We start from the raw sequence: 23,483 nt of genomic DNA on the forward strand, positions 1-23,483 counted from the left end.
TATATTTCAATGATCCGGATGATGGTTCGTCGTTTAGCATAATTTCATACCACTCTCTGACTTTTCAAACACCCTCTCAGTGGAGTTTTAAGCGATCGCAGGTTATTGATATAGATAATCAACAATTTTAGTAGTTTCGTCAAGGGGTATTTGAGAAAAATTTTCACTGATTGGAGTTCAGGTATGTAAATCAGTAGGAAAAAACATCGTTATATCACGATGATGAGTGTTTTTGGCGCTTGATCGGAATGGGGCTTCTCGTTAGCCAAAATAGCAGCTAAAGGAATACCTCTAAATTTATTGATAAATAATACTATTAAGGAGTATTAGGGCTAGAGTTAATGGCTACTGGTTGACATATTCATCTCAAACTCCAAACAACAAAGCCTGAGAGCTAATGCTCTCAGGCTTTTCTAGCTGAATTTTTCACTGCTTGTTGCATCGGGCGCGCTACCTCAAGCAGAGGATTTGGTTTCTTCAGCTACTTGCTCGTTGTTGGGTAACTCCAGGCAATAACCAGCCCCGTATACGGTTTTGATGTACCGAGGATGGCGGGGATCTGGTTCCATCTTGGTTCTCAGGTGTCTGATGTGTACACGAATTGTTTCGATGTCGTCGTCGGGGTCGTAACCCCACACTTCTTTGAGAATTTCGCTGGGAGAGACTGTCTGACCGTGGCGCTGAAGCAAGCAGTGCAGCAACTCAAACTCTAGGTGGGTCAGTTTGACTGTCTGAGCGTACCAAACAGCTTCAAACCTTTCGGGGACAAGGGTCAGCGGGCCGTAATTCAGAATTTCGGAGTGTTTGGCAGCTTGGGGGATGCGGTCTGTTCGCCTTAGTAGAGCTCGCACTCGCGCCAGCATCTCTTCTAGTTCAAAGGGTTTGGTCAGGTAGTCGTCGGCGCCGGAGTTGAAGCCTTCTACTTTGTCTTGAGTTTGACTTAAGGCTGTCAACATCAAGACGGGAATGTCTGAGGTGCGCTCGTCACGCCGCAAACGCTGACATACGGTGAATCCGTCTACTCTAGGCAGCATGAGGTCTAGCATGATCAGGTCGGGGAGCAGTTGTATGGCTAGTGCCTGACCTTTGATGCCGTCTTCTGCCTGGGTGACTTCGTAGCCAGCCATTTCTAGGTTGACGGCTACGAGTTCGGCGATCGCCGCGTCATCATCAATAACAAGTATCCGGGGCATCATTATTTATCTCACCGCTAACCAGATTGGGGAGGCTACAGCCTTCTGGGGGTTCCAGGTAACTTTAACAAGCAATTTTTTAATTTTAAGCTTCATTTAAGAATTATAAGGTTGATTAAGACCTTTTTGAGCTATGTAAAAATTGTTGTATTAATTATAAGCGCCTTCAGTGGTTATCAGAAAGACTGTTCGCCAGAAATCTGGCCTGGAGTAGATTTTTTGTTGGCGGGCGCGACTTCTGTGGCGACGAGTGAGGATGGGATTTGAGATTTTAGAGCCACCCTGCGTTTGTTTGCTCGTAGTGGGTCATCGCCCCTGTTCTCGATCGACACCTTTGCGGGGCTGACCTTGCCAATTCTGCTCTCTGCAAGTTACCAAGAAACTGGGTCTAAATCCCCGTCCTTATAGGACGGCTTTAATTATAAGTAATATGAATAATTATTAAATATACAGACTTGTAAGTAAAAGTTTTAGCAAAAGTGAGAGACTATTCTAATGATAGTTTTAGAGTTTAAGTTGAAGGGCAAAGCGGAACAATATCGAATCATAGACGACATGATTCGGACGGCTCAATTTGTCCGAAATAAAACTCTTAGACATTGGGTAGACAATCAAGGGATTAAGCTAGTAGACCTGTACAAACAATGCGCGGTTATGGCAAAAGAGTTTGAATGGGCGGGCAAGCTTAATTCGACGGCACGTCAAGCTTCAGCGGAACGTGCCATTTTTGCTATCCAACGTTTCTTTGCTAATTGCAAAAGGAAAAAACCCGGAAAAAAGGGATATCCACAGTACAAGAAACATACTCGTTCCGTGGAGTACAAGCAATCCGGTTGGGCGCTTTCTACCGACAAAAGATGTCTAACATTTAAGGACGGTTTTGCTGCTGGGAGATTTAAGTTAATCGGCAGTCGGGATTTGCATTTCTATGCGCCCGATGAGATTAAACGAATCAGGGTTGTGCGTCGTGCCGACGGATACTACGCCCAATTCTGCATCAACGTTGAACGAAAAGAGGAACCCGTTTCTACTGGTAAATTTATTGGCATAGATGTCGGGTTAAACCACTTCTATACTGACAGCGACGGTGAAACAGTTCCTAATCCTCGGTATCTCAGAAAAAGTGAAAAAGCTTTGAAGAGATTGCAGCAGCGAGTTTCTCGGAAAAAGAAAGGTTCCAGAAACCGGAAAAAAGCGCTCAACAAGTTAGGAAGAAAGCACCTAAAGGTTAGTCGGCAGCGTAAAGACTTCGCCATAAAGACGGCATTGTGCGCGGTGAAATCTAACGATTTCGTAGCCTAGGTCGAACTTCAGGTGCGGAACATGGTTAAAAACCACAAGCTCGCTAAATCAATTAGCGATGTGGCGTGGTCATTGTTTGCTCAATGGTTGGAATATTTTGGAAAAGTGTACAGCAAAACAGTAATTGCTGTTCCACCTCAGTACACTTCCCAGGATTGTTCAAATTGTGGAAACCTAGTCAAGAAAACTCTGTCAACTCGAACCCATATTTGTAGTTGTGGTGCGGTGTTAGATCGCGATCACAATGCCGGAAAAAACATTTTGGTAAAGGGTTTGAAGCAGGCAGGAATCAATTTAAATACGGTGGGGCACACCGGAATTCACGCTGGGGGACAGACCGATCTCTACTCGCTGGTGGTGATATCAACGAGCAAATCGACTGGATGATCCAAGAATCCCTGCGCCTTCAGGTCAGGGAGTGTCAAATATTTTCGACGATCGCCCACTCTACGACTTGTGATTTATAAAGTTGGTGAGGTTGAGAAAAATTTTGTTTTTTTTGAGGGTTAGCCCTTGCTTTTTTTAGCTCTTGACTGTATTATTAAATAATAGAAATATAACTATTTTTTTTCAAAACAAGCGCTATTCCCATTATTAAATAATATCATACAAATGTCAAAGAGTCTATCCCAAACCCCTAAAATTTTTGGTCGATTTTGGAAAATCAGGCAATTTTTTTTGTGGCTCAGAAGCAGTGAAAGCAGTGAAAGCAGTGAAATAAGCTGTAACCATAGCCGACAGAACTACTGAGAAAGAGTTGATTTTTGAGCGGGCTGAGTATTTTTGTTGGGAAAAGTCGCCTGAGAGCCTAATTTTTGGAAATAAAGACCGCCGATGGTGGCTAAGAATATTGTGTAAGCCGCTGCTTGGACGAGATAAAGTCGATCTCTGTATCCAAACAGTGCTTTGAGAATCACTCCGGGAAATTGTCGATCGGGCAAAATTTCCGCTGCATTCCACATCATCGGGCCTAAAATACAAGAGTGGAGTGGTGCGAGGCGATCGTAATAAAAACAAATCGCTGCATACTGGCTATTCATCTGCGACAAAATCCCAGCGGCTTGGTCAAAATGCTTGAGTGCAGATACTGCCAAACCTGCCACGATTAACAGCAACAAAACCCCCATAAACTTGAAAAACAGGCGGATATCAATTTTTACGCCCCACTTGAATAGTAGCGCGCCAATGATTGCCGCCCCAGTCAAACCGCCCAAAGCACCTAAAGCAGGAGTTAAACCTTGTTGAAATTGAGCGCTGACAAATATAACTGTTTCAAAACCTTCGCGCAGTACCGCAATAAAAATTAAGCCAAATACGCCCCAGCCGGCATTGCTATTTTCTGTCAAAGCTGCTGTAACTGCTCCTTCAACTTCAGCTTTGAGAAAGCGCGCTTGCTGAGTCATCCAAATTAGCATCCAGCTTAGCATTGCGATCGCCACAATTCCCAACACGCCCTCTAATAGCTGTTTAATTACTGGTGCGTAAGGCTGCTCTGATGTTGATAGTGCTGCCAGCAATCCATTAAATAAAACACCCACAAAACCGCTAGCCGCAATGCCGGCTGCGATACCTGTATAAACCCAAGAATTGAGGTGACTTTGCTCGGCTTTTTTGAGGCAAGCTAGTACAATTCCGACGACTAAGGCGGCTTCTACGCCTTCGCGCAGGGTAATTACAAAAGTTGGTAAGGCTTCACTAAAATTCATTTTTTATAATCATGGGGCATGGGCAGGGGGCATTGGTCATTGGTCATTGGAAATACAACTTACCACTAACCAATAACCAATAACAATGATTAAATCAACTATAATCCCGCAGCATTTTTTTCAATTCTACTTGGTGCAATTCTTCTTGTCCAATTAGATTGCGGGCATATTCTTCCAAATAAACGCTGGAGTCTGTCACAACGTCAAGTAAAGATTTATACTTTTTGAGCGCTTTTTTCTCGTGATTTAAACTTTCTTCTAACAAGTCTTTCACCGAGTGTTTGTAGGTTTCTTCGATGGGAGCAATTTTCTGACTGGGATGCCCCTCTAAACCGGTGAGAATTTCTCCTGCTTGTTGGGCGTGGAGTAGGGATTCCGTTGCTTGTGCTTTAAAAAACTGCACGATGGGAATCCGGTTTGGCCCTGTTACCATTAGTGAATAGTGGGTATAGCGCACGACACCTGCAAGTTCCCATTCCATGATGGTGCATAGCAGTTCCTGAGTTTTTTTTTCGTCAAGTTCTTTCATTTGTTGTTTTAGATGTAGAATGCCTTAGAGGGCGCTATTTATAATATCACATTTAAGTTAAAAATGAAAAGTAAGGTGCGGATGGCGCACCTTACCGGAGAGATGTTGTATGGGAGTTACGGGTTAACTTCTAAGGTTCCAGTAGGAGCAAACACTACAGTAAACTTAGCGACTGGTGCTGCACTCTTACTGCTGCTAGTTTCGGAAGATTTGAGCAGATGTGGCAAAGGAGTTTCTTGGGTGTAATCCTTGGCTGGTTGATTGAGGGGCTCGAAATTGCCGATCGCCCCATCTTGACTTGTAGTGACTCGATAGACTAGATTTTGATTGAACGTAGGGCTAGTTTGCCAAGTTCGATCGATGCGATCGTAGACTTTTAGAGCTAACTCATCTAGTTTTACGCTATCGGTAATTTCTGCTGTCTGATTTGTTCCATCCACCGCCTGAACTTCCTGCTGGCCTGCTGATACAGGTACAGCTTGGACAGTCTTATCTGTAGGGCTACTCGCAATAGCCGTTTCAGTAGACGTATTAGTGAAAGGTACAACCTCTGGAGACTTGTCAGGCAGCTTTTTTTGGCTGTCAACAGCTAAAGCTGAAGGTGTTGTACTGCTGGCAATAGCTGGTTCCGTCGGTTTACTCGCAATAGCATTAGCGGGATTTTTCCCCTCGATTGTGAAAGACTTGACGTGGGAACCGAGAAACTTTTCTTTTTGGCTGACGCGCCACATTGAGATAGGAAAAGTCACAAAGAAAAGAGTCAAAACTCCCATACTAATCCAAACTATTTTGTGCATCTCCCTGGCTGGGATCGGCTTATTTTTGGTTTCCATCATCAAACCTCGCATTACTTAAGTTAAGGGCAAATAGGGGAAGAGAGGATGCCAGGACATAGCTGTCGCAGCAACTAACAAAGCAAACATCCAGAAAAATATGGTGCGACTTTTAATCTGCTGATTTTTCCACACCAGATGCAGAATGGGCCAACTGACAAGCCAACCGACAAGCAACATAGTTTCTTTGCCCGTATAGCTGCCGATGTTGCCCCACAATTCATCATTAGTCTTGCTTCCGGGAATCCAACTACCGAGGTTCCAAAGCATTTCGTTTATCTCTTTGGATGTGTCCCCTAAATGGTGACTCACCATCATTGTGAAACAACCAATTGCAGCGCTAACTATTGCTGCTGCTGCTGGGCCCGAAACCCTAGGCGCAGTTGCCGAACCCTCAGCTAAACCGTTAGGAAAGTGTTTTAATTTGCTCCAAAATTTACCGTAAAAAGGTTCATCCCCCGCATGACTTTGGCGGGATAATTGTCTGGTCATTTCACAAATCTCCTATGATAGTTGATAGTTGAGAGTTGGTAGGGGCAGTGCCACCTTGTCCGCCTTGAGAGTCAATCGATTGAGAGTTGAGAGTTGAGAGTCGATTGATTGATAGTTGAGAATTGGCAAATGCGGACTACAAAGCATGAATTTTAGCAACGCCAATTCCACTTACCATGCCACCCATTGAAAAAAACATTAGCGCCATCAAAGCTACACAGGTTGCGGTTAAAACCGGGCGATTCTGCTTTTCTAAAATTGCATCGCCGTAAGTCCACAGAATCCAGGTGCAAGCTATTGCTAATGGCAGGGTAAACAGGACGCTAAACTCGTGATATTCCATCAAAACATACTGCCCTAAAGGCGAGTTTTCTTTCAGCCAAGCCCGAGCTCCGCCAAAGTCCATGCCTGCCCGATAACGCATATAAGCCCAATTGCCGGTAGCTATGGCTAAAAAGCTCAAAATAGATGACCAAAAGGCTAATGTACGCATTTGTGGCAAGATTTTACCGGCACCCCGCAGCAAGGGGAAAGCTAAATGTCCCGTGTAAACCATCACTACCATTGCAAACATTGCGCCTAAGCCGTGAATGGTTCCCATCAATCGTTGCCAATGGCTGGGATGCAGTAGGTTGACTAGAGGTAAAAACAGAAACATACCAGCCGATAAAAAACTCAGTCCGTAGATAGAAACTTGAGCGATATCTAACTGTCTGGGAAATTCCGATGGAACTAAATCGGTAGTTGAGTCTTGGGTTGACGGCTGCACCACTGGCAAACCTCCTGTAGGTTGTGCGGAAAATTACTTGAGAATAAGCGCATTAGTATTTTGAGTTTCTTGATAATGGAGCTCGTGCAGGCAAAGCCGATCGCACTTGGGCGCGCTCGACAACTGCAAACCTACTGCTAACTATATTAAGTCGCAATAATTCGCACTTTTTAGTTTCTCTAACACGCAATACTTTGGCTGTGACTAGCTATCGGCTAACTTCACTGTTACGGTCGTCAAAAACTTAATGCTATTTTTTCTCAACAATTGAGAATAAAACCAATGAGAGATTTTCAGTAGATTCTTTATATTTTTTTAATATTCTTGTTTGAGCTTGACGGTGAATAGAATTTTGGAGTTGAATCGGTAAACAAATATTGATAATTCTTATCAAAAAGCTTCAATGTGCGAGTTGTTTGTAAAATATCCGAATAATTCTTCAGGATGATTTAATGTAAAATTTCTCATCCTCAAAATTCTGCCGATGAGGCGCTAATCTATATCCCATAAGCGATCGCCCGCCCCCCATCCCCCGATCGCTCGATCGCAGAAATACCCCCACAGGGGATGGTAAATTTTTGTAAAAAATAGTTGACTAAAGGGCTGGAAGTTCTCTTGTTTGGGATACATCAATGCACATACCTGATGGTTTTCTTTCACCGCCAGTAGCCGTTGCCACCGGCATAGCAAGTGCAGCAGTAATTGCAGTTGCCCTGAATCGAACCCGCGCGAGTCTTGGACTCCGACAAGCCCCAATCATGGGCTTAACTACAGCTTTCGTGTTTGCAGCCCAGATGATCAACTTTCCCGTCGCTGGCGGCACCAGCGGACACTTGTTGGGAGGAGCGCTGGCATCCGTCGTTTTGGGGAGCCCTTGGGCGGCAACTTTGGCGATGAGTACAGTTTTTATAATTCAGAGCGTCTTGTTTGCCGACGGGGGCATCACCGCCCTGGGAGCCAATATTTTTAACATGGGGCTAGTTGGCATTTGGGTGGGCTGGTGGCTGTTGCAGCCATTGCAGCAACTCTTGGGAGGTTCCAGAAATCGTTTGCCCCTAGCCGCGGGCATCGCCGCTGGCCTCAGCGTCGTGGCTGCTTCGATTAGTGTGGCGATCCAATTGGCAATTTCTGGTACAGTAGGGCTCAATATCGCATTGCCAGCAATGGTAGGCGTACATATTTTAATTGGCATTGGCGAAGGGGTAATTACAGGCGGCGTTTTAACTTATCTCGTCAAAGTGCGGCCGGATTTACTGCCGGGACAACAGCCACAATTGCAGAAATGGGTAGTGCCAGTAATCGGAGTTTTATTAATTTCCGGGGTGCTTTCACTGTTCGCATCAAGTTGGCCTGACGGGTTAGAAGCGGTAGCCGAAAAACACGGCTTTAAAGATAAAGAAGCTGTGGCGATCGAAAATCCCACTCCTTTAGCAGATTACACAGTTAAAGGATTAGAAGAACAGCCTATTGGTACTAGCATTGCTGGACTTTTAGGGTCTGCCTTCAGCTTCGGCGCGGCTTTTGGGATTGCTCAGTTGGTGGTAAAACCTAAAGATGTCTAAACTCTCCATACCTTTTCGATTGCGAATGTCTCTCACAATTGTGATTGGGATGGGTTTTCTGAAGACAGGCGCTTGGCTGTGGCTGGGAATTTATGGGGCGATCGCACTTTTTTGGTCGTTTTGGCTCCGGGCTCCGGTGCGAACCCTAGCGCAACTGTTGGGAGCAGAATTGGTTTTTCTCTCCTTATTAGTGCTGCCCCAAGGTTGGGAACGAGCCAGTTTTCTGTTGCTGCGTTCCCTAATTTGCCTGCTAATTATGAACAGCTTCCTGCTAACTTTGCCACCCCACAGTTTCGGAATCGCCCTCAAAGGATTACCCCTACCAGCAGGTTTGCAAGAGATTGTACTTTTAACAGGACAATACTTAGAAATCCTGCTGTCCGAAGTCAACCGCATGAAAATATCAGCCCAACTCCGGGGCTTGTCCGGTACCGGAGGATGGCTGCGCTACGCCAGTGCTTCCATGATCGGAGCGCTTTATTTGCGAAGTCTCGATCGGGCAGAAAGAGTACACGCAGCCATGCTAATTCGCGGGTATCAAGGAGCTTTACCTGCCGACTCAAAATCAACACCAAAAGAGCGACTCTGGCTGACACTAGCAATTTTAATCGCAGCCGGATTAACAACAGCTTCTTACGGTTATTCGTAATTGGGCATTGGGCATTTAACTGGTTCCCAGGCTCTGCCTGGGAATCCATATCCAGAGGCTCTGCCTCGCCTCTTGCGGAGGAAAATTGGACGCAGAGCCTCCCGATCTGCGTTCCCAGGCAGAGCCTGTGAACGAGTAGAATTGGTAATTGATTAATTCAGGCCTCTACCTTTTGCCTTATCCCTTCCCCTCTCTGCGCCCTCTGCGTTCTCTGCGGTTAAACACTCTTTTAACTGGTTCCCAGGCTCTGCCTGGGAATCCATATCCAGAGGCTCTGCCTCGCCTCTTGCGGAGGAAAATTGGAGGCAGAGCCTCCCGATCTGCGTTCCCAGGCAGAGCCTGTGAACGAGTAGAATTGGTAATTGATTAATTCATGCCTCTACCTTTTGGCTTATCCCTTCCCCTCTCTGCGCCCTCTGCGTTCTCTGCGGTTAAATACTCTTTTAACTGGTTCCCAGCCAGAGCCTGGGAACGAGTAGAATTGGTAATTGATTAATTCATGCCTCTACCTTTTGCCTTATCCCTTCCCCTCTCTGCGCCCTCTGCGTTCTCTGCGGTTAAACACTCTTAATCCTAAAATAGAGGAAAATAAAACTTGAGTAGACTAAAATCCGTGCCAACAATCGAAGTAGAAAACTTAGTATTTGGCTATCCCGATCAAAAGCCAGTATTGCGGGGAATTTCTTTTACTTTGCAACCGGGAGAAAGAGTTGCTCTACTCGGCCTGACAGGTGCTGGTAAAAGCACTTTGCTCGAAAACTTGATCGGATTAAAAATGCCTCAAGCGGGCGAGATTAGAGTGCAGGGAAAAAAGTTGGAAGAGGCGACTTTATCGCAGGCGCGCAGGCAGATTGGATTTTGCTTTCAAGATGCTAACGACCAGCTATTTATGCCCACTATTTTAGAGGATGTCATGTTCGGCCCCCGCAATTACGGAGTGCCGCCGGGAGTGGCGCGCGATCGAGCTTTATCATTATTAGACGAATTTGGTTTAGTAGAATTCGCCAACCGTTCGGCCCACGAACTTTCGGGAGGCCAAAGAAGATTAGCAGCCTTGGCAGCAATTTTAGCATTAGAGCCGGCAATTTTAATCTTAGACGAGCCGACCAACGGACTCGATCCCTCGTGGCGGCGTCATTTGGCTAAGGTTTTGTCCCAATTGCCGATCGAGGTAATTTTGATCGCTTCTCACAATTTGAATTGGATAGGTAAAACGACTGAAAGGGCGTTAGTTTTGGCGGATGGTGAGATTAAAATTGACAGAAAAACCAAAGATTTGCTGGCAGATACATCCACTCTCGAGTATTACAATTTGCCCCCAGATTGGTAATGAGCCCTTGGTCATTAGTCATTACATAAAGCAGTCATAACTAACCACAAGCGATGGTAAGGATTGGGGGGCAATTACAGGCAATATATATAGCGGTTCTCAAAAAAGTGAGGTATGCCCACGGAGGTCTATGCCCTATCCCCACGGAGGTCTATGCCCTATGCCCATGAGTACCTCATATGAGAGCTCGAAAGGCTATATCTGTAATTAAAGCTCGAATTGGCGGACGGCTTCATTATACAAATGAATAGCTAAATCCCGTATAATTTGTTCATTTTGAAACTCACTTCCTAACTTTTGTTTCGCCGTTTGAACACACATTTTCATCAACTCTGATGAACTTTCGATGTGAAGTGCGATCGCCCTATGCTTTTCTTCAAAGCCCACCTCGATTTCCGCCAGCCTTTTGACCGATTGACAATTCGCAGATTGCTCTAAATTTGCCGCCATTTTTTCCTGCTTTCTCCTTTGGACTTCCTCGGAAAAACCCGCAGCAATGAGCCCCGCAGGTAACGCAAAAATTCCGATTCCCAAAAATGCTAATATTGCTCCCAACAATTTCCCTAAAGGAGTGATTGGATAAATATCGCCGTAACCGACAGTAGTTAAGGTCACAACTCCCCACCACATTGCATCGGGGATGCTCGCAAAAGTTTCGGGATGCGCCTCATTTTCAACAAAATACATGACGCTAGAGGCAAATATTAACAGAATAAAAACTGCAAAGGCGGTGGCAATTAACTCCTCTTTTTTATCGTACAATACTGCTCCCAGAGTTCTGATTGACTCAGAATAACGGCTCATTTTTAGCAACCGCAACAAGCGCAGGACACGAATTAAATTAACGAAGTTGAAAGTAGGAAATAACAGCAAGAAGAAAAAAGGTAAGATGGAAATTAAATCTATCAAACTTAGCGGTGTAAGAGCATATCTCAATCTTCCCCAAAGCGGGTGGGTGTATCTGCGATCGACTGTAGACACCCACAGTCTTAAAAGATATTCTATTGTAAATACTAAGGAGGAAACAATTTCTATGTTTGCCAAAAGGGATGTGTTTTCTGGCGACAATGTGGGCGAAGTAGAAGCAATAAAAGCTGCGACATTTATCAGTATTAAACAAGTTATGAAAACATCATCTGCTAAACTGTATAAATTGCTTGATTCTGAGGTTTCTAAAATTTCATAAGTTATAGTTTTGATTTTTTTAGCCATCTGAGTCTCTCCTAAAAATTTAGCAATTAACGATCGCGCTTTACTACAGTCTAAGCAATTAGATTCAAAAAATTAAGCAGGAGTTGCCCTAAAGCTAAAAAATTGGTTTCTTCAGAGAGGCTCTTGTTACGAAATTCAATATTTCTCATGGAAAGTGGGTTGTTTGGGAGAACGGCGTTCTAGTAAAATTTAGAGTTGATCGGGAAAGAATTTCCCACTATTACTGGGTTTGCAGGCAAAAATCATGAAGGTAGCCGTATTCAGCACCAAATCCTACGATCGCACATTTCTGGAAGCAGCGAATGTCGGCGGCAAACACGATTTAGTTTTTTTTGAACCGCGTCTGAACCTGGAAACCAGCGTTTTGGCTGCTGGATTTCCGGCCGTTTGCGCGTTCGTGAACGACTGCTTGGACGCGAAAACGCTGCTTGCCATTGCCGAAAAAGGCGTCCGCTTGCTGGCCCTGAGATCCGCCGGATTCAATCACGTCGATTTAGCAGCAGCCAAGGATTTAGATCTAACTCTGCTGCGAGTTCCGGCTTATTCTCCCTACGCAGTGGCCGAACACGCAGTCGCTCTAATTTTGTCCCTCAACCGCAGAATCCACCGGGCCTACAACCGCGTCCGCGAAGGCAATTTCGCCTTAGATGGCCTGTTGGGTTTTGACCTCCACGGCAAAACGGTGGGAATCGTCGGAACAGGCAGAATTGGCGCAATTACTGCCCAAATTCTGCACGGATTCGGGTGTCGCCTGCTGGGATACGATGTTTACCAAAACCCGGATTGCCTCGCCCTAGGCATGGAATACGTCGCACTCCCGGAACTCTTCGCCGCTTCTGATATTGTCAGCCTGCACTGTCCCCTGATACCGGAAACTTATCATTTAATCGGTGCAGAGGCGATCGAGCAAATGAAACCGGGGATGATGCTGATCAATACCAGCCGCGGTCAGTTGATTGACACTAAAGCTGTCACCAAAGCACTGAAATCTGGTATAATTGGCTACCTCGGATTAGATGTTTACGAACAAGAAACGGATCTGTTTTTTGAGGATTTGTCAAATCACGTTATTCAAGACGACGTTTTTCAGCGTTTGCTGACTTTTCCAAACGTCCTGATTACCGGACACCAAGCTTTTTTCACCGAGGAAGCTTTGAAAAATATCGCCGAAACCACGATCAGCAATATCACCGACTTTGAACAAGGACGCCCTTGCCCGAATCAAATCGACCTCGATCGAGTGAAAAAATGAGTCAAAAGACCGATTTGGCAACGAAGGCCATTGTTTAAAATCAAGTCATATCGTTATTTTTGCTTGCAATTTGTGAAACTCTGCCTTAGTCTCATCAATTAGTCCCTGCAGCGCGGATGCTGTGCTAATTGCCGGAGAATTATACTGGCAGCAATTCACAGCCTGCAATTTTACCTGACAACGGAGGAAGTATCCAATGACACAAGCTAACTTTTCGGACGAGACACAAACCATCACTGAAATCGTGACAGTAGATCTGGTGGAGGACAAAGCGGGGGTCATGACTACAGTGACAACCACAGAAACAACGGCCAGCCAGTTCCAAGATATTAAAGACCAAGTTATTACAATTTTGTCGGAACTTCCAGCCTATCTCTCTAATTTTTTTGCTGACTACCAAAAACCCCTCATAACTGTTGGTTTAATTCTGGCAGGCGGTATTAGTATTAAGGTAATGCTGGGAGTTTTAGGTGCTCTTAATGATGTCCCTTTGGTAGCTCCAGTTTTTGAGTTGATTGGCATGGGATATACGGGTTGGTTTGTTTACCGCTATCTGCTCAAGGCTTCTAATCGCCAAGAGTTGTTAACGGAAATTGATTCTTTAAAAGAACAAGTTGTAGGTAAAGATTCTTAGAGGAAGTCATTAGTCATTAGTCATTGGTCATGGGTCATTAGTCATTAGTCATTAGTCATTGGTCATTAGTTAGTGGTTATTTGTTATTTGTAAGGCTATAGCCATAACCGATAACAAGTAACCAGCAACCCATGCCCTGCCCGGGCCAATGCCCAATGCCCTGCGCGGGCCAATGCCCAATGCCCAATGCCCAATGCCCAATGCCCAATGCCCTGCGCGGGCCAATGCCCAATGCCCAATGCCCAATGCCCAATGCCCAATGCCCAATGCCCTGCGCGGGCCAATTCCCAATGCCCAATGCCCCATTCCCAATGCCCAATGCCCAATCTTAATTTGGATGGCAAACTTGTTGCAAAGTGGCGGTAAAGTCGGGGTAGGAAATGGCAGCGGCTTCGGCCCGGTGAATGTTAGTAATACCTGTGGCGTTGAGGGCTGCGATCGCCAAACTCATCGCTATTCTGTGGTCGGTGTAGCTGTCAACATCCGCGCCGGTCAAAGGAGTTCCCCCGGTAATTTCTAAACCGTCGGGTAACTCGGAAATTTGGGCTCCCATGCGGTTGAGTTCGGCAGCAGTCACGGCCAGCCGATCGCTCTCTTTGACCCGCAACTCGGCCGCATCTCGAATTATTGTAGTACCCGACGCAAAGATCGCCGCTACGGCCAAAATCGGGATTTCGTCAATCAGCCGGGGAATTAAGTCGCCCGCAATGGTGCATCCCCGCAATTGGCCGGAACTCCGAACCAAAATATCCGCTACCGGTTCCCCAGCCGCCTCTCGCTGATTTTGCAGTTCAATGTCGGCGCCCATCATTTCCAAAGCTTCCAAAATGCCTGTACGAGTTGGATTGACGCCGACATTTTCGACTACGAGTTCCGAACCCGGGACGATCGCCCCAGCAACTAGCCAAAATGCCGCCGAACTAATATCCCCCGGTACAATCACATTCTGCCCTTGCAGTTGTGTCGGCCCAGTGACTGTCACGCTACAAGTTTCTGGATCGACGCTCAATTGGGCTCCAAACGCTCGCAGCATCCGCTCGCTGTGATCCCGCGACAGAGCGGGTTCTGTGACTGTTGTTTCTCCGCTTACCATCAAACCGGCGAGCAAAATGCAAGATTTAACTTGAGCCGAGGCGATCGGAGAATGGTAGTGAATCGGTTTTAACTGCTGTCCGAGTATCCCTAAAGGAGCTAAAGAATTACTTTTTCGGCCCCAAATTTGCGCTCCCATTTGTTGCAGCGGTTTAATGACGCGCGACATGGGGCGCGATCGCAAAGAACTGTCACCCGTTACCGCATAAAAACGCCCCGGATGAGAGGCTAAAATTCCCAACATCAGCCGCATCGTCGTGCCGGAATTACCCGCGTCCAAGACTTCCACAGGCTCCTCTAACTCGCCAATTCCGACGCCCCGGACTGTCACCCGTTCCGCGTTGAGTTCAGAAACTTTGGCTCCCAGGAGCGAGAAACATTTAGCCGTGCTGCGGGGGTCTTCTCCTAGGAGTAGTCCCTCAATAGTAGTTTCACCTTGGGCGATCGCACCCAACATCAAAGCTCGGTGAGAAATCGACTTATCGCCGGGAACTCGAATCCTCCCCACCAGCGACAAGCCCGATGCCGGTTTTTGAATGCTTAAAGTTTGAGTTTTGTCAAGAAGCGTAGTAGTTATAATGTCAGCTTGCATTGAGATAAACTAGGATTAGATGGCGTTAGCTATCCTACCTTTTTCTCAGTCCTAAGTTAGTCGTCTTTTGTACGGCCTGCGGGTTTTTTCCCAATGTGTCCGGTTAACTTAAAGCCTGATTAAACTCGCCCGGAGACTCCGCTGTCAGTTCTCGATGACACGGGAGTGCGGACGCAACGGCACGGATTTCACATTAATTTCACAAATATTATCCGTGTATCTGCTTAGATTTCATCTCCTGCTCTGAGTTATCGACCCGATGATTGAAGTTTGACTGAACAATTTTAGATTTTCGATTGCGAGTTTTAGATTTTTCATTTTTTTAAGCAAAAGCTCCGGAATTTGGAACCCAGCCCATCTAAAATCTAAAGTCTAAAATCTCAAATCTCAAACCGCCCGATCCACAACAACCCCTAAACTTTTATTTATGCTGACCCATCACCGCAAGCCTGTAAGTTTATCGCTGGTATCCACAGATTTACCTTTGTGGTCAGTCGTTGAAACCGCTGCTACGGTTTATCAAAAAGACCGGGATCGCTTTCACTTGTTGTTGCACGAACCAGCAATAATCGATCGCGACTTTTCCGACGGTTCCAACGAATCTGCCGAGCAAGTTACAATCTTACCCCCAACTACAAAACCCCGGTTGCTCTGGCTAGAAGTTTCGCCCTATCGAGTCATTATGACCATGCAAGGAAACGGCAAATACAGTTACCGCCACTGCTGGGAACGAGGAATGTACGGCCTGAGCCGTTATTGGCTTCAGGGTGAATCCTTGGCGACTCCCGAACAGTTGCGACTCCGCAACTTCACTCGCAACTTGACGCTGACAGGAAAGCCGGAACCGGATCACTTGCAGTTAGAATATGAGTTGTGGTCGGAGAAAGTGCAACTCGGTCGCTATATTTTGAATCTAGAAATTCATCACTAAATTGGGTAATGGGGAATTAGTAGATGCTATAGCCTTTCTCAGGTAAATTAGGTGTTCCTGGGCATAGGGCATAGGGCATCGGGCATCGGGCATCGGCGCTTCCTTTTCTTTCTCCGAATTCTATAGCGCGTACCTCACTTCCTTGAATACCGCTATAGATGAAGGCGATGCCTTTCTCAAACTCAAAACTCACGCATTCAAAACTCAAAACTCTTAGCCTTTAGCGATCGCCCTTACAATAATTAATCAGTTTGCTAGTCAAAGCGTCTTGATTTGCGGCTGCTTGATTCGCCTGCTGTCCGGCTCTAATAATATCTGCTTGAGCTGTTTTGATTTGCTCTCGACCTTCTATACTTGTAGAAGCGAGATTTGCAGCCTGAAGACTTTTGCTTATGTCGCCGAGTGCTTGACTAATTTCCTGGAAGGATTTAACCGATGGCTCCTGAATTTCTTTGAGGGTTGGATCTGTTATTCGCAGATTTTCAATTTCTTTGGCTATCAGGTTCAAATTTTTAGCTAAGTTGTCGGTCGTTGCAGCATCGTTGCTGTCTTTATCAACATCAATGAGAGCGTTGCCTTTGTTGACAATTTCAGTAAATTTAGTACACTGGATAGCTCGGCTATTGCTGCAACTAATCGTCAGCGTACAGCAAGCAACAACTATCAGCAGGACGGCAATCTGTTTGCGAAAAAAGTACATGAACCCTCGGTTGCAAAAAAAGTAGATTCTGGGATTTTATAGTAGAGTGCGTCACTCGATTTTCGATTTTCGATTTTCGATTTTAGATTTACTTGCGACATTGAATCAAAGGAGCTGGAACTTTGGTCTAAAATTAGGGATTGTCCACAAGGCGAGTGTACGCGGCACAGTATCCGTTTTTGGGTGTGTCAGCGGGCCGATCGATATATCGACTGTCGAAAAACTTTCGCGGCATTGAGACACGCTCTACTAAGCTAAACTACGTACCTGTTTAGGAACTATGGTCAAAAACAGCAATAACCTAAAGAAGGGAAGCATTTGGGGATATCTTACCCTGCTTTTGCCTATTTCCTTGACGGCGGTTGCCAGTTTCGAGTCGGGAAGGATGTTTTGGGCGATCGCCACCACAGCGGGCATTGCTTGGGCTTACAAGCTCTACCACCAGCAGCAAAAACACAAACTCGCTCATTTAGACTCGGTTTTCTATAAGTTGATCAAGGAAAATCAAGGGCGAGTTACGGCTTTGGATTTGGCAATGAATGCGAAACTCCCCGGAGAAAAGGTTCAAGAGTATCTCGACGAACGAGCCTCTGAGTTTGCAGCGGATTTTGAGGTGACGGAACAAGGCGGAATTTTGTATTATTTTCAAATAGCTCCACCTGTCAATCAAAGCGAAACAGCTAATGCGGGCATAGCTGTTCAAGACCCTCCCACAAATCGGGAAAAAACACAAGATAAAAAACCAAATTTATTCCCCATTGCTCAAACCAAGACTCCTCAAAAGCCCAAAATCTCTTTTACCCAGACGGAACTCTCTCGCAGGTTCAAAGTTCACGCAAGTACGATCGGCAAGTGGAAACTTAAGCCGGAGTTTGCTCAATGGAGCCGCGAAAAAGACCCAGAGGATCTCGCCTGGGAATATTCTACAGAAAACAAGCGATTTTATCCCAAAGATTGAGTTCCTTCGGTATTTACCAAAATATCTCAAGAAACGCGGTTTATACGACGCTCTGCGCTTAGTAACGAAGAATTTGGCAACAAACCTGGTTTCTGAGACTTGAGTGCGTCTTGGGCTGATTTTACTGTGGTTGACCTCCTCGCATCCAGGATACCCGCCACGTGATTCATTCCGAAAGCAGACTCAGGACCGGGGAAATAAAAAACCTGTATCCGATGAAACTTGCCCCCCGAATTTATCCGTGGGGTCAATGCTGCAATTCTTTAATCTAAAATCTAAAATCTAAAATCTAAAATCGATTGACCGCTCGATCTCTTTAGGTTATTTTAAGTAAAATCGTCTTTTGCTGAGTTTTCCAAGTAAAAATCGGTAAGTTCGATCGTCCTATCTGTGACTTTTTTCTCCTATGTCCAAAACAACCTTGCGAGTAGTCGCCCGCCTCGCCGCCTTTCCCGACAAAGTAGCAGAACTTAAATCTCTGCTGCTGAGCATTATAGAACCAACTCGTAAAGAAAAAGGCTGCATCAAATACGAACTCCTGCAAAATCAAGCCGATCCCACAGATTTTACCTATGTTGAAGAGTGGGAAAGTGCAGATTTGCTCGAGCTACATCTCGGTTCAACTCACATTCAAGACGCCGTGCAGAAATTAGACGGTTTGGCCGTTGGGCCTCCCGATATCCGCCGCTATGAGTTGCTAGCTTAATCTGGTTTTTATAGCAATTTGATTAATGTTTGTGAATTAGCTTCTATTTCTCCAAAGTTTGCGGGGAACCCTACATATATAGGTTCTGCGTAAGTCCAATTCTACTCACATCTTGCACTATTCTCGCTGAACAGGCAAGATGCCTGTTCCACAAAGAGTAGATTTTCTTGTGGAACAGGCATCTTGCCTGTTCAAAAAAAGATTATTGACAATGGTGCAAGATCTCAGATTCTACTAACTTCGGAACAGGCAAGATGCCTGTTCCACAAAGAGTAGATTTTCTTGTGGAACAGGCATCTTGCCTGTTCAAAAAAGGATTATTGACAATGGTGCAAGATCTCAGATTCTACTAACTTCGGAAAATTTTATGACATTAGCAACAATAAAACAGTTATTTATTTATCCATTTAAAGGGCTGACACCGCAAGAAATGTCGGAGTTTGCTTTAACAGCAGGACACGGAATTAAGGGCGATCGAGCTTTTGCCTTAATGTTTGCAGATAATCTTGAAGCTGCAAAGATGCCTGCCCAAAATATGCCTTGGATGAGCAAAAAAAATTTTGCTGTCCAAAACGATTGGCCTCTGTTAGCAGCTTTAGAATGTGATTATCAACCGGAAACGGCCGTTTTAACAGTCAAGCGTGAAGGAGTTGCAGTGTTATCTGCAGAAACGAACACAGCAGCGGGGCGCGATCGCATCGGCAGTTTTTTCACCGAATATTTGGCGGCAATTGAACCCACAAAAGAAGCGAGACATCCGCAGTTTGCACCTTTGCAATTAGTCGGCGACAGCAGCGGCGAAACTCGTTATCCCGATCGAGAACCCGTACACATTTCTTTACTCAGTCAAGCCACATTAGACCAATTAACAGAAATCGCTGTTCAAAACATTGACGTGGGCCGATTTCGCCCGAACATTGTGCTAGAAGGTATGGCAGCTTGGTCAGAATTTGAGTTGATCGGAAAACAGTTTCAATTAGGCACGGCGCTCATAGAAGTTACAGCACGAATCGGTCGCTGTGTCAATATAGAAGTGAATCCAGAAACAGGCGATCGGGATATTTCCCTACTCAGTTTACTCCAAAAGGAATTCGGTCACGCACAAACTGGAGTTTTAGCCAAAATCATCAACAGCGGCACAGTTAAAATCGGCGATGTTTTGACTGCTGTAAAATAGTAGCACTTACGGGCGGGCAAGATGCCCACCCCACAAGAAAACTCATTATTTGTGGAACAGGCATCTTGCCTGTTCATCATAATGGTGCAAGATGTGAGATGCACCCTACAAGTCAATAGTCTCTTAATCAAAAGCAACATTAAGATTGTGAATGCTGCCTAACTTCCTCTACTGATAAACCGAGTGCTTCTGCCACTTGCTGTGTATTCAATCCCATTGCCAATAACCGAGGGATGGCATCCCGCCGTGCTTGGGCTTCTGCACTCAAAGCCTGCTCTGCTAAGGAAGCTCGTTCTGTACCTGTCAGCAGCAAATTACCCTCGCTGTCCCACCACCGCAGCCACAGCATTGTCTGGTTTTGATAACGGCCTTCCCACAGTCCTAATTCTACCCCCATTGGCGCGATCGGATAATGAGCGCGATCGTTCGGAAGCAACTGCTGGTAAAACCCATTGTTCAGGCTGTAAACCTCCAGTCTGCCATTATTGATTTCATAAATCCCATAATACGGAATCCGCATGATCCGTTCATATACCCAAAACTTCCCAGGCCTTTGCGCCGCTCCAACTTCCGAGTACGATAGCGGCGTTGTGTCCCGCTCTTCTGAACCATCTCCCGATGCGAACTCCAAAGCAATCATCGGAGCCATGAATTCCCGCCACAGCACGTAAGAGCGACGAATCTGATTTCCTAGTGTTGGTGGCACATTCGGCACGTAGAACCAATCAGGAGCTTCTGCTCCCTTTTCAAGCGGGTCTGTTTCTCGCCAATAGATGCCACAGTCTTGCCCTATAGCATATTGCCCATCGGGATGAAGCCGTTGCAATACCGACCCAAGAGAATCAGTCAAAATAATGCTCTGGGGATGCTCCTGAAAATTCTTCACAAAAGTGCCGTCTTCCTCTGGCAGTTGAGTGTGGTCGGGGAAGGGAGAGGGAAGGACAATCTTTTCGGTTGCCGGGGTCATGCTACCTCTCAAGTATTGCAGCTTACCTGAATATCTTAACTCATCCTGCTTCCGGTACTCTCACCTTATTACCAATCAAGTTCAGAAAACTCGCTCCAAAATGTTGAATCTCCAAAAAATTAGCATAAGCAGGAGTTGACTTGTAAACTCTAAAAGTCCGCATAATTCCTAAAGTTGCCGCGCTTTCCAGCGGACCGATAAAGCTCGTATCCCTATCCAAAAAATGAGACTGCTTAGCCCAGTGTGCCATCTGTTCCGCATTCAAAAAATAGCAGCCGGAATGAGGATTCAACGCGCGCTCAAAAGCGATTGTTTGTTCCATAATTTTTCCCTTTAACTGCCGCTGCTCCTCGACATTTTGAAACGAAGAAGTCGCTGAGTCTGCTAAATCACCATCAACATATGCTTTAAAAACCGCGCCTTTAGGCGCTATTTCATAGCGATTCGGTTGCAGCAAATTTCCATTTCCTCCGTGATGCGTAAACCAGTTTAATTTACTAAAAAACCACGGATCATGCAGAACTAAATCATCTTCCAAGTAACAGAAATAATCATATTTGTTAAGACACGCTCGCAAAACTGCTTGACACTCAAACCCCAACAGCAGCGGTTCGCATTTGGTAGCATGGTGCATAAAACATCTGGGCTGCACTGGCAGTTGAGGCAACAGATGATAACCTTGAGTAGTGCAAACAACAATGTCAATTTCGTGCTGTTGAGATTGATTTGCTGGGATAGTTGCACATTCGCTAATGTCAATCATGGACTGAGATTTGCCGTACAAAGCTTGCAGCGATGTCACGCAAGCGGTTAAAGCATTTAGTCGTGGTTGCGGATCATTTCGCTGGGAAGCGTGTTTCCCGTCGCCGCTGGGATTGTAAAAGTGAGCAATAGTGAATAGAATTCGCATTGGTGTGGAGTAACAATTAGAAATTAAACAATAAAACAGAACGATCGCACAATAGCCTATAAATCTTACCGCACTTAGTCACCAAATAACTCCGGCAGGCGATCGCGCAACTCAGCATTTAAACGTGGCAACTCGTCGCGCATCTGTAAGTACCAATCTCGGCGCTGCCGGTAGTGCCCGCACAGCAAGCGGTTGTCCCGCACCCATTCGTAAGCATTCGCGGCTATTTTCCTGCGCCGAGAAGTGTCAGAAATCAGCGAATTAAGCTTCATTTCAAACTCTTTTTCATATCTATAAATCAATCCGGTTTCACCTTCGACAATCGAATGTTCGTACACAGTGGGACTTGCCAGCACCGCTACTCCCCGCGCTGCACATTCAATAAATTTTAAGTCGGATTTCATTTCGTTAACCGGGTTGGAAACAAGCGGTAGCAAAGCTATATCGCAACTGTACATAATTTCTTGATACCGTTCGTAACTGCAAAATGGTTCAAATTCTTTTTGCTGTATTTCCAACGCTTCAAAAAAACGGCTGTCGTGGATTACTTTAACTCTAATCCTGTGCTTGTGTGCGACTAAAACTCGATTGAGCGCTGCCATAATCGGCTGCCAATCTTTTTCGCGGTTGAGTGCACCAAAAAAGATGGTGACTGTATCTTCTGTCGGATAAATTCGCGCCGGAGGTAGATAAGCTAATTGATTGGGAAATACGGCAACATTGTGATTGTAAGACCGCAAAATTTTTGCTAGCGGTTCTGTAGAAGTTTGCACGCAGTGACAGCCGCGATAGCTGAGGTAATTATTGTCGGCGTATTCGCGGCGGCGAATGGGGTTGTCGTCAATCTCAGCTACTATTAAATAGCCTTGTTTAAGCAGTTCTTTGAGTTGGGGAATATAGCCGGGGTATTGCATGATTGTCCGCTGCCAGATGAAGACTTTTTCTTCTTCCGGCAGCGGCGGAATTAACTCTGCTGTTTTCACGCCGGATACGGTGCGGACACCGGGAATTGTAGCGCTAAATTTGTCCGGTTCCAAAACTCGCACGCGATCGCACCCTGTAGGAGCCATAATGATAGTCTGAATCAGCAGTCTGCGCGCAGGTACGGTCGAGTTGGTCGATCGCACGATATAATATTCAGCACCGGTTTCCGTAGCAAAACTGCTCGATGTGAGCTCTAAAGCCTGTACCATTGGATGCAGCAATTGCTGAAACTGGACAAAATTTTCGGTTTTGTGTCCCTTCCCTTGAAATTCATAAACCTGCAATCCGGCTTGAGCAAATAGTGATTTAATACTTTCTAGGGTAAACCAGTGCTGCATCTTGCTGTCGGGATTTTCCCACTGTCCCCGCAACAAATTGACAATCCGCCGCCAGTATTGAACATTAGGGATTCTGGCGAGAATTTGCCCCTCTGGATTCAGCAAAGCACTGTACTGCTTGAGCACTTCCCAAGGGTTTTTGAGATAGGGTAGCAAGTCACCAAAAACCAAACAATCGACGGTTCCTGGGGCGATGTCGAGACTTTCGAGAGCAATTTCTTCAATATCGGCTACCGTCACCCAGTTTAGCCGATCGACTGCAATTTTAGCTTTTTCTTGATCGCATTCAATGCCAATATACTGACAATGAGGATTGATCAGCTTGTACTCTTGGCCCGTCGCACCCGTACCGCAACCAATTTCAACAATGACTTTAGCATCCGGCGGTAGCAACTTCAAGAGGTCGTGGTTGACGCGATCGATCACTTTCTCTAAAATTCCTGATTAGTTTATCGTAAAATAAAACAGAGCCACCCATGCCGACAGACAACCAGCCGAAGGTTAGCATTGCGATGCCAGTATACAATGGCGATCGGCACATTTGTCAAGCACCAAATTTTCTGTTACCAACTCTTTCTCTTCCCTCTCTTCTCTTCCTCTGCGTTCTCTGCGCCCTCTGCGGTTCACTTAATCTTGTTCATCCATCCTGCAATGATTGCTATATC

At 45.6% G+C, this 23,483-nt stretch carries 24 protein-coding genes and 1 pseudogene; 10 read left to right on the forward strand and 15 right to left on the reverse strand.

All coding sequences use genetic code 11. The annotated features are described in order from the left end of the window. Window positions 1-455 precede the first annotated feature (455 nt). Entirely contained in the window at window positions 456-1,193 is a 738-nt protein-coding gene (locus tag QUA16_RS08510) for a response regulator transcription factor (RefSeq protein WP_039886887.1), read from the reverse strand. 495 nt (window positions 1,194-1,688) lie between these two features. On the opposite strand from QUA16_RS08510, the pseudogene QUA16_RS08515 reads away from it, so the two are divergent. Then, a pseudogene (locus QUA16_RS08515) lies at window positions 1,689-2,882 on the forward strand (RNA-guided endonuclease InsQ/TnpB family protein). 356 nt (window positions 2,883-3,238) lie between these two features. On the opposite strand, the gene QUA16_RS08525 reads toward QUA16_RS08515, so the two are convergent. The 6 genes from QUA16_RS08525 to QUA16_RS08550 all read right to left on the reverse strand — a co-directional run bounded on the left by QUA16_RS08525 (window position 3,239) and on the right by QUA16_RS08550 (window position 7,454). Further along, window positions 3,239-4,201, reverse strand: coding sequence for an FTR1 family protein (locus QUA16_RS08525; RefSeq protein ID WP_333102834.1), 963 nt, complete (start codon window positions 4,199-4,201; stop codon window positions 3,239-3,241). 94 nt (window positions 4,202-4,295) lie between these two features. Continuing rightward, the gene (locus tag QUA16_RS08530) at window positions 4,296-4,730 is read right to left on the reverse strand and encodes a ferritin-like domain-containing protein (RefSeq protein WP_333102835.1); all 435 of its coding nucleotides are present in this window, start codon (window positions 4,728-4,730) and stop codon (window positions 4,296-4,298) included. A 116-nt stretch (window positions 4,731-4,846) separates the two neighbouring features. Continuing rightward, window positions 4,847-5,566, reverse strand: coding sequence for a hypothetical protein (locus QUA16_RS08535; protein ID WP_333102836.1), 720 nt, complete (start codon window positions 5,564-5,566; stop codon window positions 4,847-4,849). Between the two features lie 15 nt (window positions 5,567-5,581). Next, window positions 5,582-6,055: a hypothetical protein gene (locus QUA16_RS08540; RefSeq protein WP_333102838.1), complete on the reverse strand. Its 474-nt coding sequence runs from the start codon at window positions 6,053-6,055 to the stop codon at window positions 5,582-5,584. 136 nt (window positions 6,056-6,191) lie between these two features. Next, entirely contained in the window at window positions 6,192-6,827 is a 636-nt protein-coding gene (locus QUA16_RS08545; RefSeq protein ID WP_333102839.1) for a hypothetical protein, read from the reverse strand. Window positions 6,828-7,316: 489 nt separating this feature from the next. After that, complete coding sequence (locus QUA16_RS08550; RefSeq protein ID WP_333181095.1) at window positions 7,317-7,454, reverse strand: hypothetical protein; 138 nt, start codon at window positions 7,452-7,454, stop codon at window positions 7,317-7,319. 2 nt (window positions 7,455-7,456) lie between these two features. Between QUA16_RS08550 and QUA16_RS08555 the strand changes: the two genes are divergently transcribed. From QUA16_RS08555 to QUA16_RS08565, 3 genes are all read left to right on the forward strand, one after another. Further along, window positions 7,457-8,386, forward strand: a complete 930-nt coding sequence (locus tag QUA16_RS08555) for an energy-coupling factor ABC transporter permease (protein WP_333102840.1) — start codon at window positions 7,457-7,459, stop codon at window positions 8,384-8,386. Between the two features lie 25 nt (window positions 8,387-8,411). Then, window positions 8,412-9,035 (forward strand): energy-coupling factor transporter transmembrane protein EcfT, encoded by a 624-nt coding sequence (locus QUA16_RS08560; RefSeq protein WP_333181096.1) that lies wholly within the window; start codon window positions 8,412-8,414, stop codon window positions 9,033-9,035. 595 nt (window positions 9,036-9,630) lie between these two features. Continuing rightward, the gene (locus QUA16_RS08565) at window positions 9,631-10,365 is read left to right on the forward strand and encodes an ABC transporter ATP-binding protein (RefSeq protein WP_333102842.1); all 735 of its coding nucleotides are present in this window, start codon (window positions 9,631-9,633) and stop codon (window positions 10,363-10,365) included. Between the two features lie 207 nt (window positions 10,366-10,572). Here the strand turns inward: QUA16_RS08565 and QUA16_RS08570 are convergent, their stop codons facing one another. Continuing rightward, a complete protein-coding gene (locus QUA16_RS08570) occupies window positions 10,573-11,577 on the reverse strand; it encodes an ion transporter (protein WP_333102843.1) in 1,005 nt (334 codons plus the stop codon). A 244-nt stretch (window positions 11,578-11,821) separates the two neighbouring features. Between QUA16_RS08570 and QUA16_RS08575 the strand changes: the two genes are divergently transcribed. Together QUA16_RS08575 and QUA16_RS08580 are read left to right on the forward strand one after the other, a co-directional pair. Continuing rightward, window positions 11,822-12,829 (forward strand): 2-hydroxyacid dehydrogenase, encoded by a 1,008-nt coding sequence (locus QUA16_RS08575; protein ID WP_333102844.1) that lies wholly within the window; start codon window positions 11,822-11,824, stop codon window positions 12,827-12,829. Between the two features lie 196 nt (window positions 12,830-13,025). Further along, window positions 13,026-13,463: a CAAD domain-containing protein gene (locus tag QUA16_RS08580; protein WP_333102845.1), complete on the forward strand. Its 438-nt coding sequence runs from the start codon at window positions 13,026-13,028 to the stop codon at window positions 13,461-13,463. A gap of 69 nt (window positions 13,464-13,532) precedes the next feature. Here QUA16_RS08580 and QUA16_RS08585 read toward each other — a convergent pair whose 3' ends face one another. Both QUA16_RS08585 and aroA read right to left on the reverse strand, forming a co-directional pair. Next, window positions 13,533-13,769 (reverse strand): hypothetical protein, encoded by a 237-nt coding sequence (locus QUA16_RS08585; protein WP_333102846.1) that lies wholly within the window; start codon window positions 13,767-13,769, stop codon window positions 13,533-13,535. Between the two features lie 22 nt (window positions 13,770-13,791). After that, the gene (gene aroA, locus QUA16_RS08590) at window positions 13,792-15,147 is read right to left on the reverse strand and encodes a 3-phosphoshikimate 1-carboxyvinyltransferase (RefSeq protein ID WP_333102847.1); all 1,356 of its coding nucleotides are present in this window, start codon (window positions 15,145-15,147) and stop codon (window positions 13,792-13,794) included. 427 nt (window positions 15,148-15,574) lie between these two features. Between aroA and QUA16_RS08595 the strand changes: the two genes are divergently transcribed. After that, a complete protein-coding gene (locus QUA16_RS08595; protein ID WP_333102848.1) occupies window positions 15,575-16,078 on the forward strand; it encodes a hypothetical protein in 504 nt (167 codons plus the stop codon). 16 nt (window positions 16,079-16,094) lie between these two features. Here QUA16_RS08595 and QUA16_RS08600 read toward each other — a convergent pair whose 3' ends face one another. Beyond that, window positions 16,095-16,286, reverse strand: coding sequence for a hypothetical protein (locus QUA16_RS08600; RefSeq protein ID WP_333181098.1), 192 nt, complete (start codon window positions 16,284-16,286; stop codon window positions 16,095-16,097). A gap of 12 nt (window positions 16,287-16,298) precedes the next feature. Further along, on the reverse strand, window positions 16,299-16,778 hold the full coding sequence (locus QUA16_RS08605) for a hypothetical protein (protein ID WP_333102849.1): 480 nt from the start codon (window positions 16,776-16,778) through the stop codon (window positions 16,299-16,301). 280 nt (window positions 16,779-17,058) lie between these two features. On the opposite strand from QUA16_RS08605, the gene QUA16_RS08610 reads away from it, so the two are divergent. The 3 genes from QUA16_RS08610 to QUA16_RS08620 all read left to right on the forward strand — a co-directional run bounded on the left by QUA16_RS08610 (window position 17,059) and on the right by QUA16_RS08620 (window position 19,619). Further along, on the forward strand, window positions 17,059-17,736 hold the full coding sequence (locus tag QUA16_RS08610) for a hypothetical protein (RefSeq protein ID WP_333102850.1): 678 nt from the start codon (window positions 17,059-17,061) through the stop codon (window positions 17,734-17,736). Between the two features lie 406 nt (window positions 17,737-18,142). Further along, window positions 18,143-18,442 carry a putative quinol monooxygenase gene (locus QUA16_RS08615; protein ID WP_333053347.1) on the forward strand — a complete coding sequence of 100 codons (300 nt, stop codon included), beginning with the start codon at window positions 18,143-18,145 and terminating at the stop codon, window positions 18,440-18,442. 367 nt (window positions 18,443-18,809) lie between these two features. Continuing rightward, window positions 18,810-19,619: an MOSC domain-containing protein gene (locus QUA16_RS08620; protein WP_333102851.1), complete on the forward strand. Its 810-nt coding sequence runs from the start codon at window positions 18,810-18,812 to the stop codon at window positions 19,617-19,619. A gap of 139 nt (window positions 19,620-19,758) precedes the next feature. Here QUA16_RS08620 and QUA16_RS08625 read toward each other — a convergent pair whose 3' ends face one another. The 3 genes from QUA16_RS08625 to QUA16_RS08635 form a co-directional block, all read right to left on the reverse strand. Beyond that, window positions 19,759-20,586: a Uma2 family endonuclease gene (locus QUA16_RS08625; RefSeq protein ID WP_333102852.1), complete on the reverse strand. Its 828-nt coding sequence runs from the start codon at window positions 20,584-20,586 to the stop codon at window positions 19,759-19,761. 40 nt (window positions 20,587-20,626) lie between these two features. After that, window positions 20,627-21,496: a calcium-binding protein gene (locus QUA16_RS08630; protein ID WP_333102853.1), complete on the reverse strand. Its 870-nt coding sequence runs from the start codon at window positions 21,494-21,496 to the stop codon at window positions 20,627-20,629. Between the two features lie 74 nt (window positions 21,497-21,570). Next, window positions 21,571-23,244, reverse strand: a complete 1,674-nt coding sequence (locus QUA16_RS08635) for a methyltransferase domain-containing protein (RefSeq protein ID WP_333102854.1) — start codon at window positions 23,242-23,244, stop codon at window positions 21,571-21,573. Window positions 23,245-23,483 lie beyond the last annotated feature (239 nt).

Origin of the sequence: Microcoleus sp. S13_C3 (genome assembly GCF_036700905.1) — a bacterium.
Lineage (GTDB): Bacteria > Cyanobacteriota > Cyanobacteriia > Cyanobacteriales > Microcoleaceae > Microcoleus.

What these genes read in the sequence shown, in the direction of transcription:
- QUA16_RS08595 (WP_333102848.1), top strand. Translation starts at nt 15,575, where the DNA reads ATGCTGACCCATCACCGCAAGCCTGTAAGTTTATCGCTGGTATCCACA.
- QUA16_RS08550 (WP_333181095.1), bottom strand. Translation starts at nt 7,454, where the DNA reads ATGTATCCCAAACAAGAGAACTTCCAGCCCTTTAGTCAACTATTTTTT.
- aroA (WP_333102847.1), bottom strand. Translation starts at nt 15,147, where the DNA reads ATGCAAGCTGACATTATAACTACTACGCTTCTTGACAAAACTCAAACT.
- QUA16_RS08605 (WP_333102849.1), bottom strand. Translation starts at nt 16,778, where the DNA reads ATGTACTTTTTTCGCAAACAGATTGCCGTCCTGCTGATAGTTGTTGCT.
- QUA16_RS08525 (WP_333102834.1), bottom strand. Translation starts at nt 4,201, where the DNA reads ATGAATTTTAGTGAAGCCTTACCAACTTTTGTAATTACCCTGCGCGAA.
- QUA16_RS08570 (WP_333102843.1), bottom strand. Translation starts at nt 11,577, where the DNA reads ATGGCTAAAAAAATCAAAACTATAACTTATGAAATTTTAGAAACCTCA.
- QUA16_RS08615 (WP_333053347.1), top strand. Translation starts at nt 18,143, where the DNA reads ATGTCCAAAACAACCTTGCGAGTAGTCGCCCGCCTCGCCGCCTTTCCC.
- QUA16_RS08540 (WP_333102838.1), bottom strand. Translation starts at nt 6,055, where the DNA reads ATGACCAGACAATTATCCCGCCAAAGTCATGCGGGGGATGAACCTTTT.
- QUA16_RS08535 (WP_333102836.1), bottom strand. Translation starts at nt 5,566, where the DNA reads ATGATGGAAACCAAAAATAAGCCGATCCCAGCCAGGGAGATGCACAAA.
- QUA16_RS08610 (WP_333102850.1), top strand. Translation starts at nt 17,059, where the DNA reads ATGGTCAAAAACAGCAATAACCTAAAGAAGGGAAGCATTTGGGGATAT.
- QUA16_RS08580 (WP_333102845.1), top strand. Translation starts at nt 13,026, where the DNA reads ATGACACAAGCTAACTTTTCGGACGAGACACAAACCATCACTGAAATC.
- QUA16_RS08625 (WP_333102852.1), bottom strand. Translation starts at nt 20,586, where the DNA reads ATGACCCCGGCAACCGAAAAGATTGTCCTTCCCTCTCCCTTCCCCGAC.
- QUA16_RS08630 (WP_333102853.1), bottom strand. Translation starts at nt 21,496, where the DNA reads ATGCGAATTCTATTCACTATTGCTCACTTTTACAATCCCAGCGGCGAC.
- QUA16_RS08555 (WP_333102840.1), top strand. Translation starts at nt 7,457, where the DNA reads ATGCACATACCTGATGGTTTTCTTTCACCGCCAGTAGCCGTTGCCACC.
- QUA16_RS08510 (WP_039886887.1), bottom strand. Translation starts at nt 1,193, where the DNA reads ATGCCCCGGATACTTGTTATTGATGATGACGCGGCGATCGCCGAACTC.
- QUA16_RS08620 (WP_333102851.1), top strand. Translation starts at nt 18,810, where the DNA reads ATGACATTAGCAACAATAAAACAGTTATTTATTTATCCATTTAAAGGG.
- QUA16_RS08585 (WP_333102846.1), bottom strand. Translation starts at nt 13,769, where the DNA reads ATGGGGCATTGGGCATTGGGAATTGGCCCGCGCAGGGCATTGGGCATT.
- QUA16_RS08560 (WP_333181096.1), top strand. Translation starts at nt 8,412, where the DNA reads ATGTCTCTCACAATTGTGATTGGGATGGGTTTTCTGAAGACAGGCGCT.
- QUA16_RS08530 (WP_333102835.1), bottom strand. Translation starts at nt 4,730, where the DNA reads ATGAAAGAACTTGACGAAAAAAAAACTCAGGAACTGCTATGCACCATC.
- QUA16_RS08575 (WP_333102844.1), top strand. Translation starts at nt 11,822, where the DNA reads ATGAAGGTAGCCGTATTCAGCACCAAATCCTACGATCGCACATTTCTG.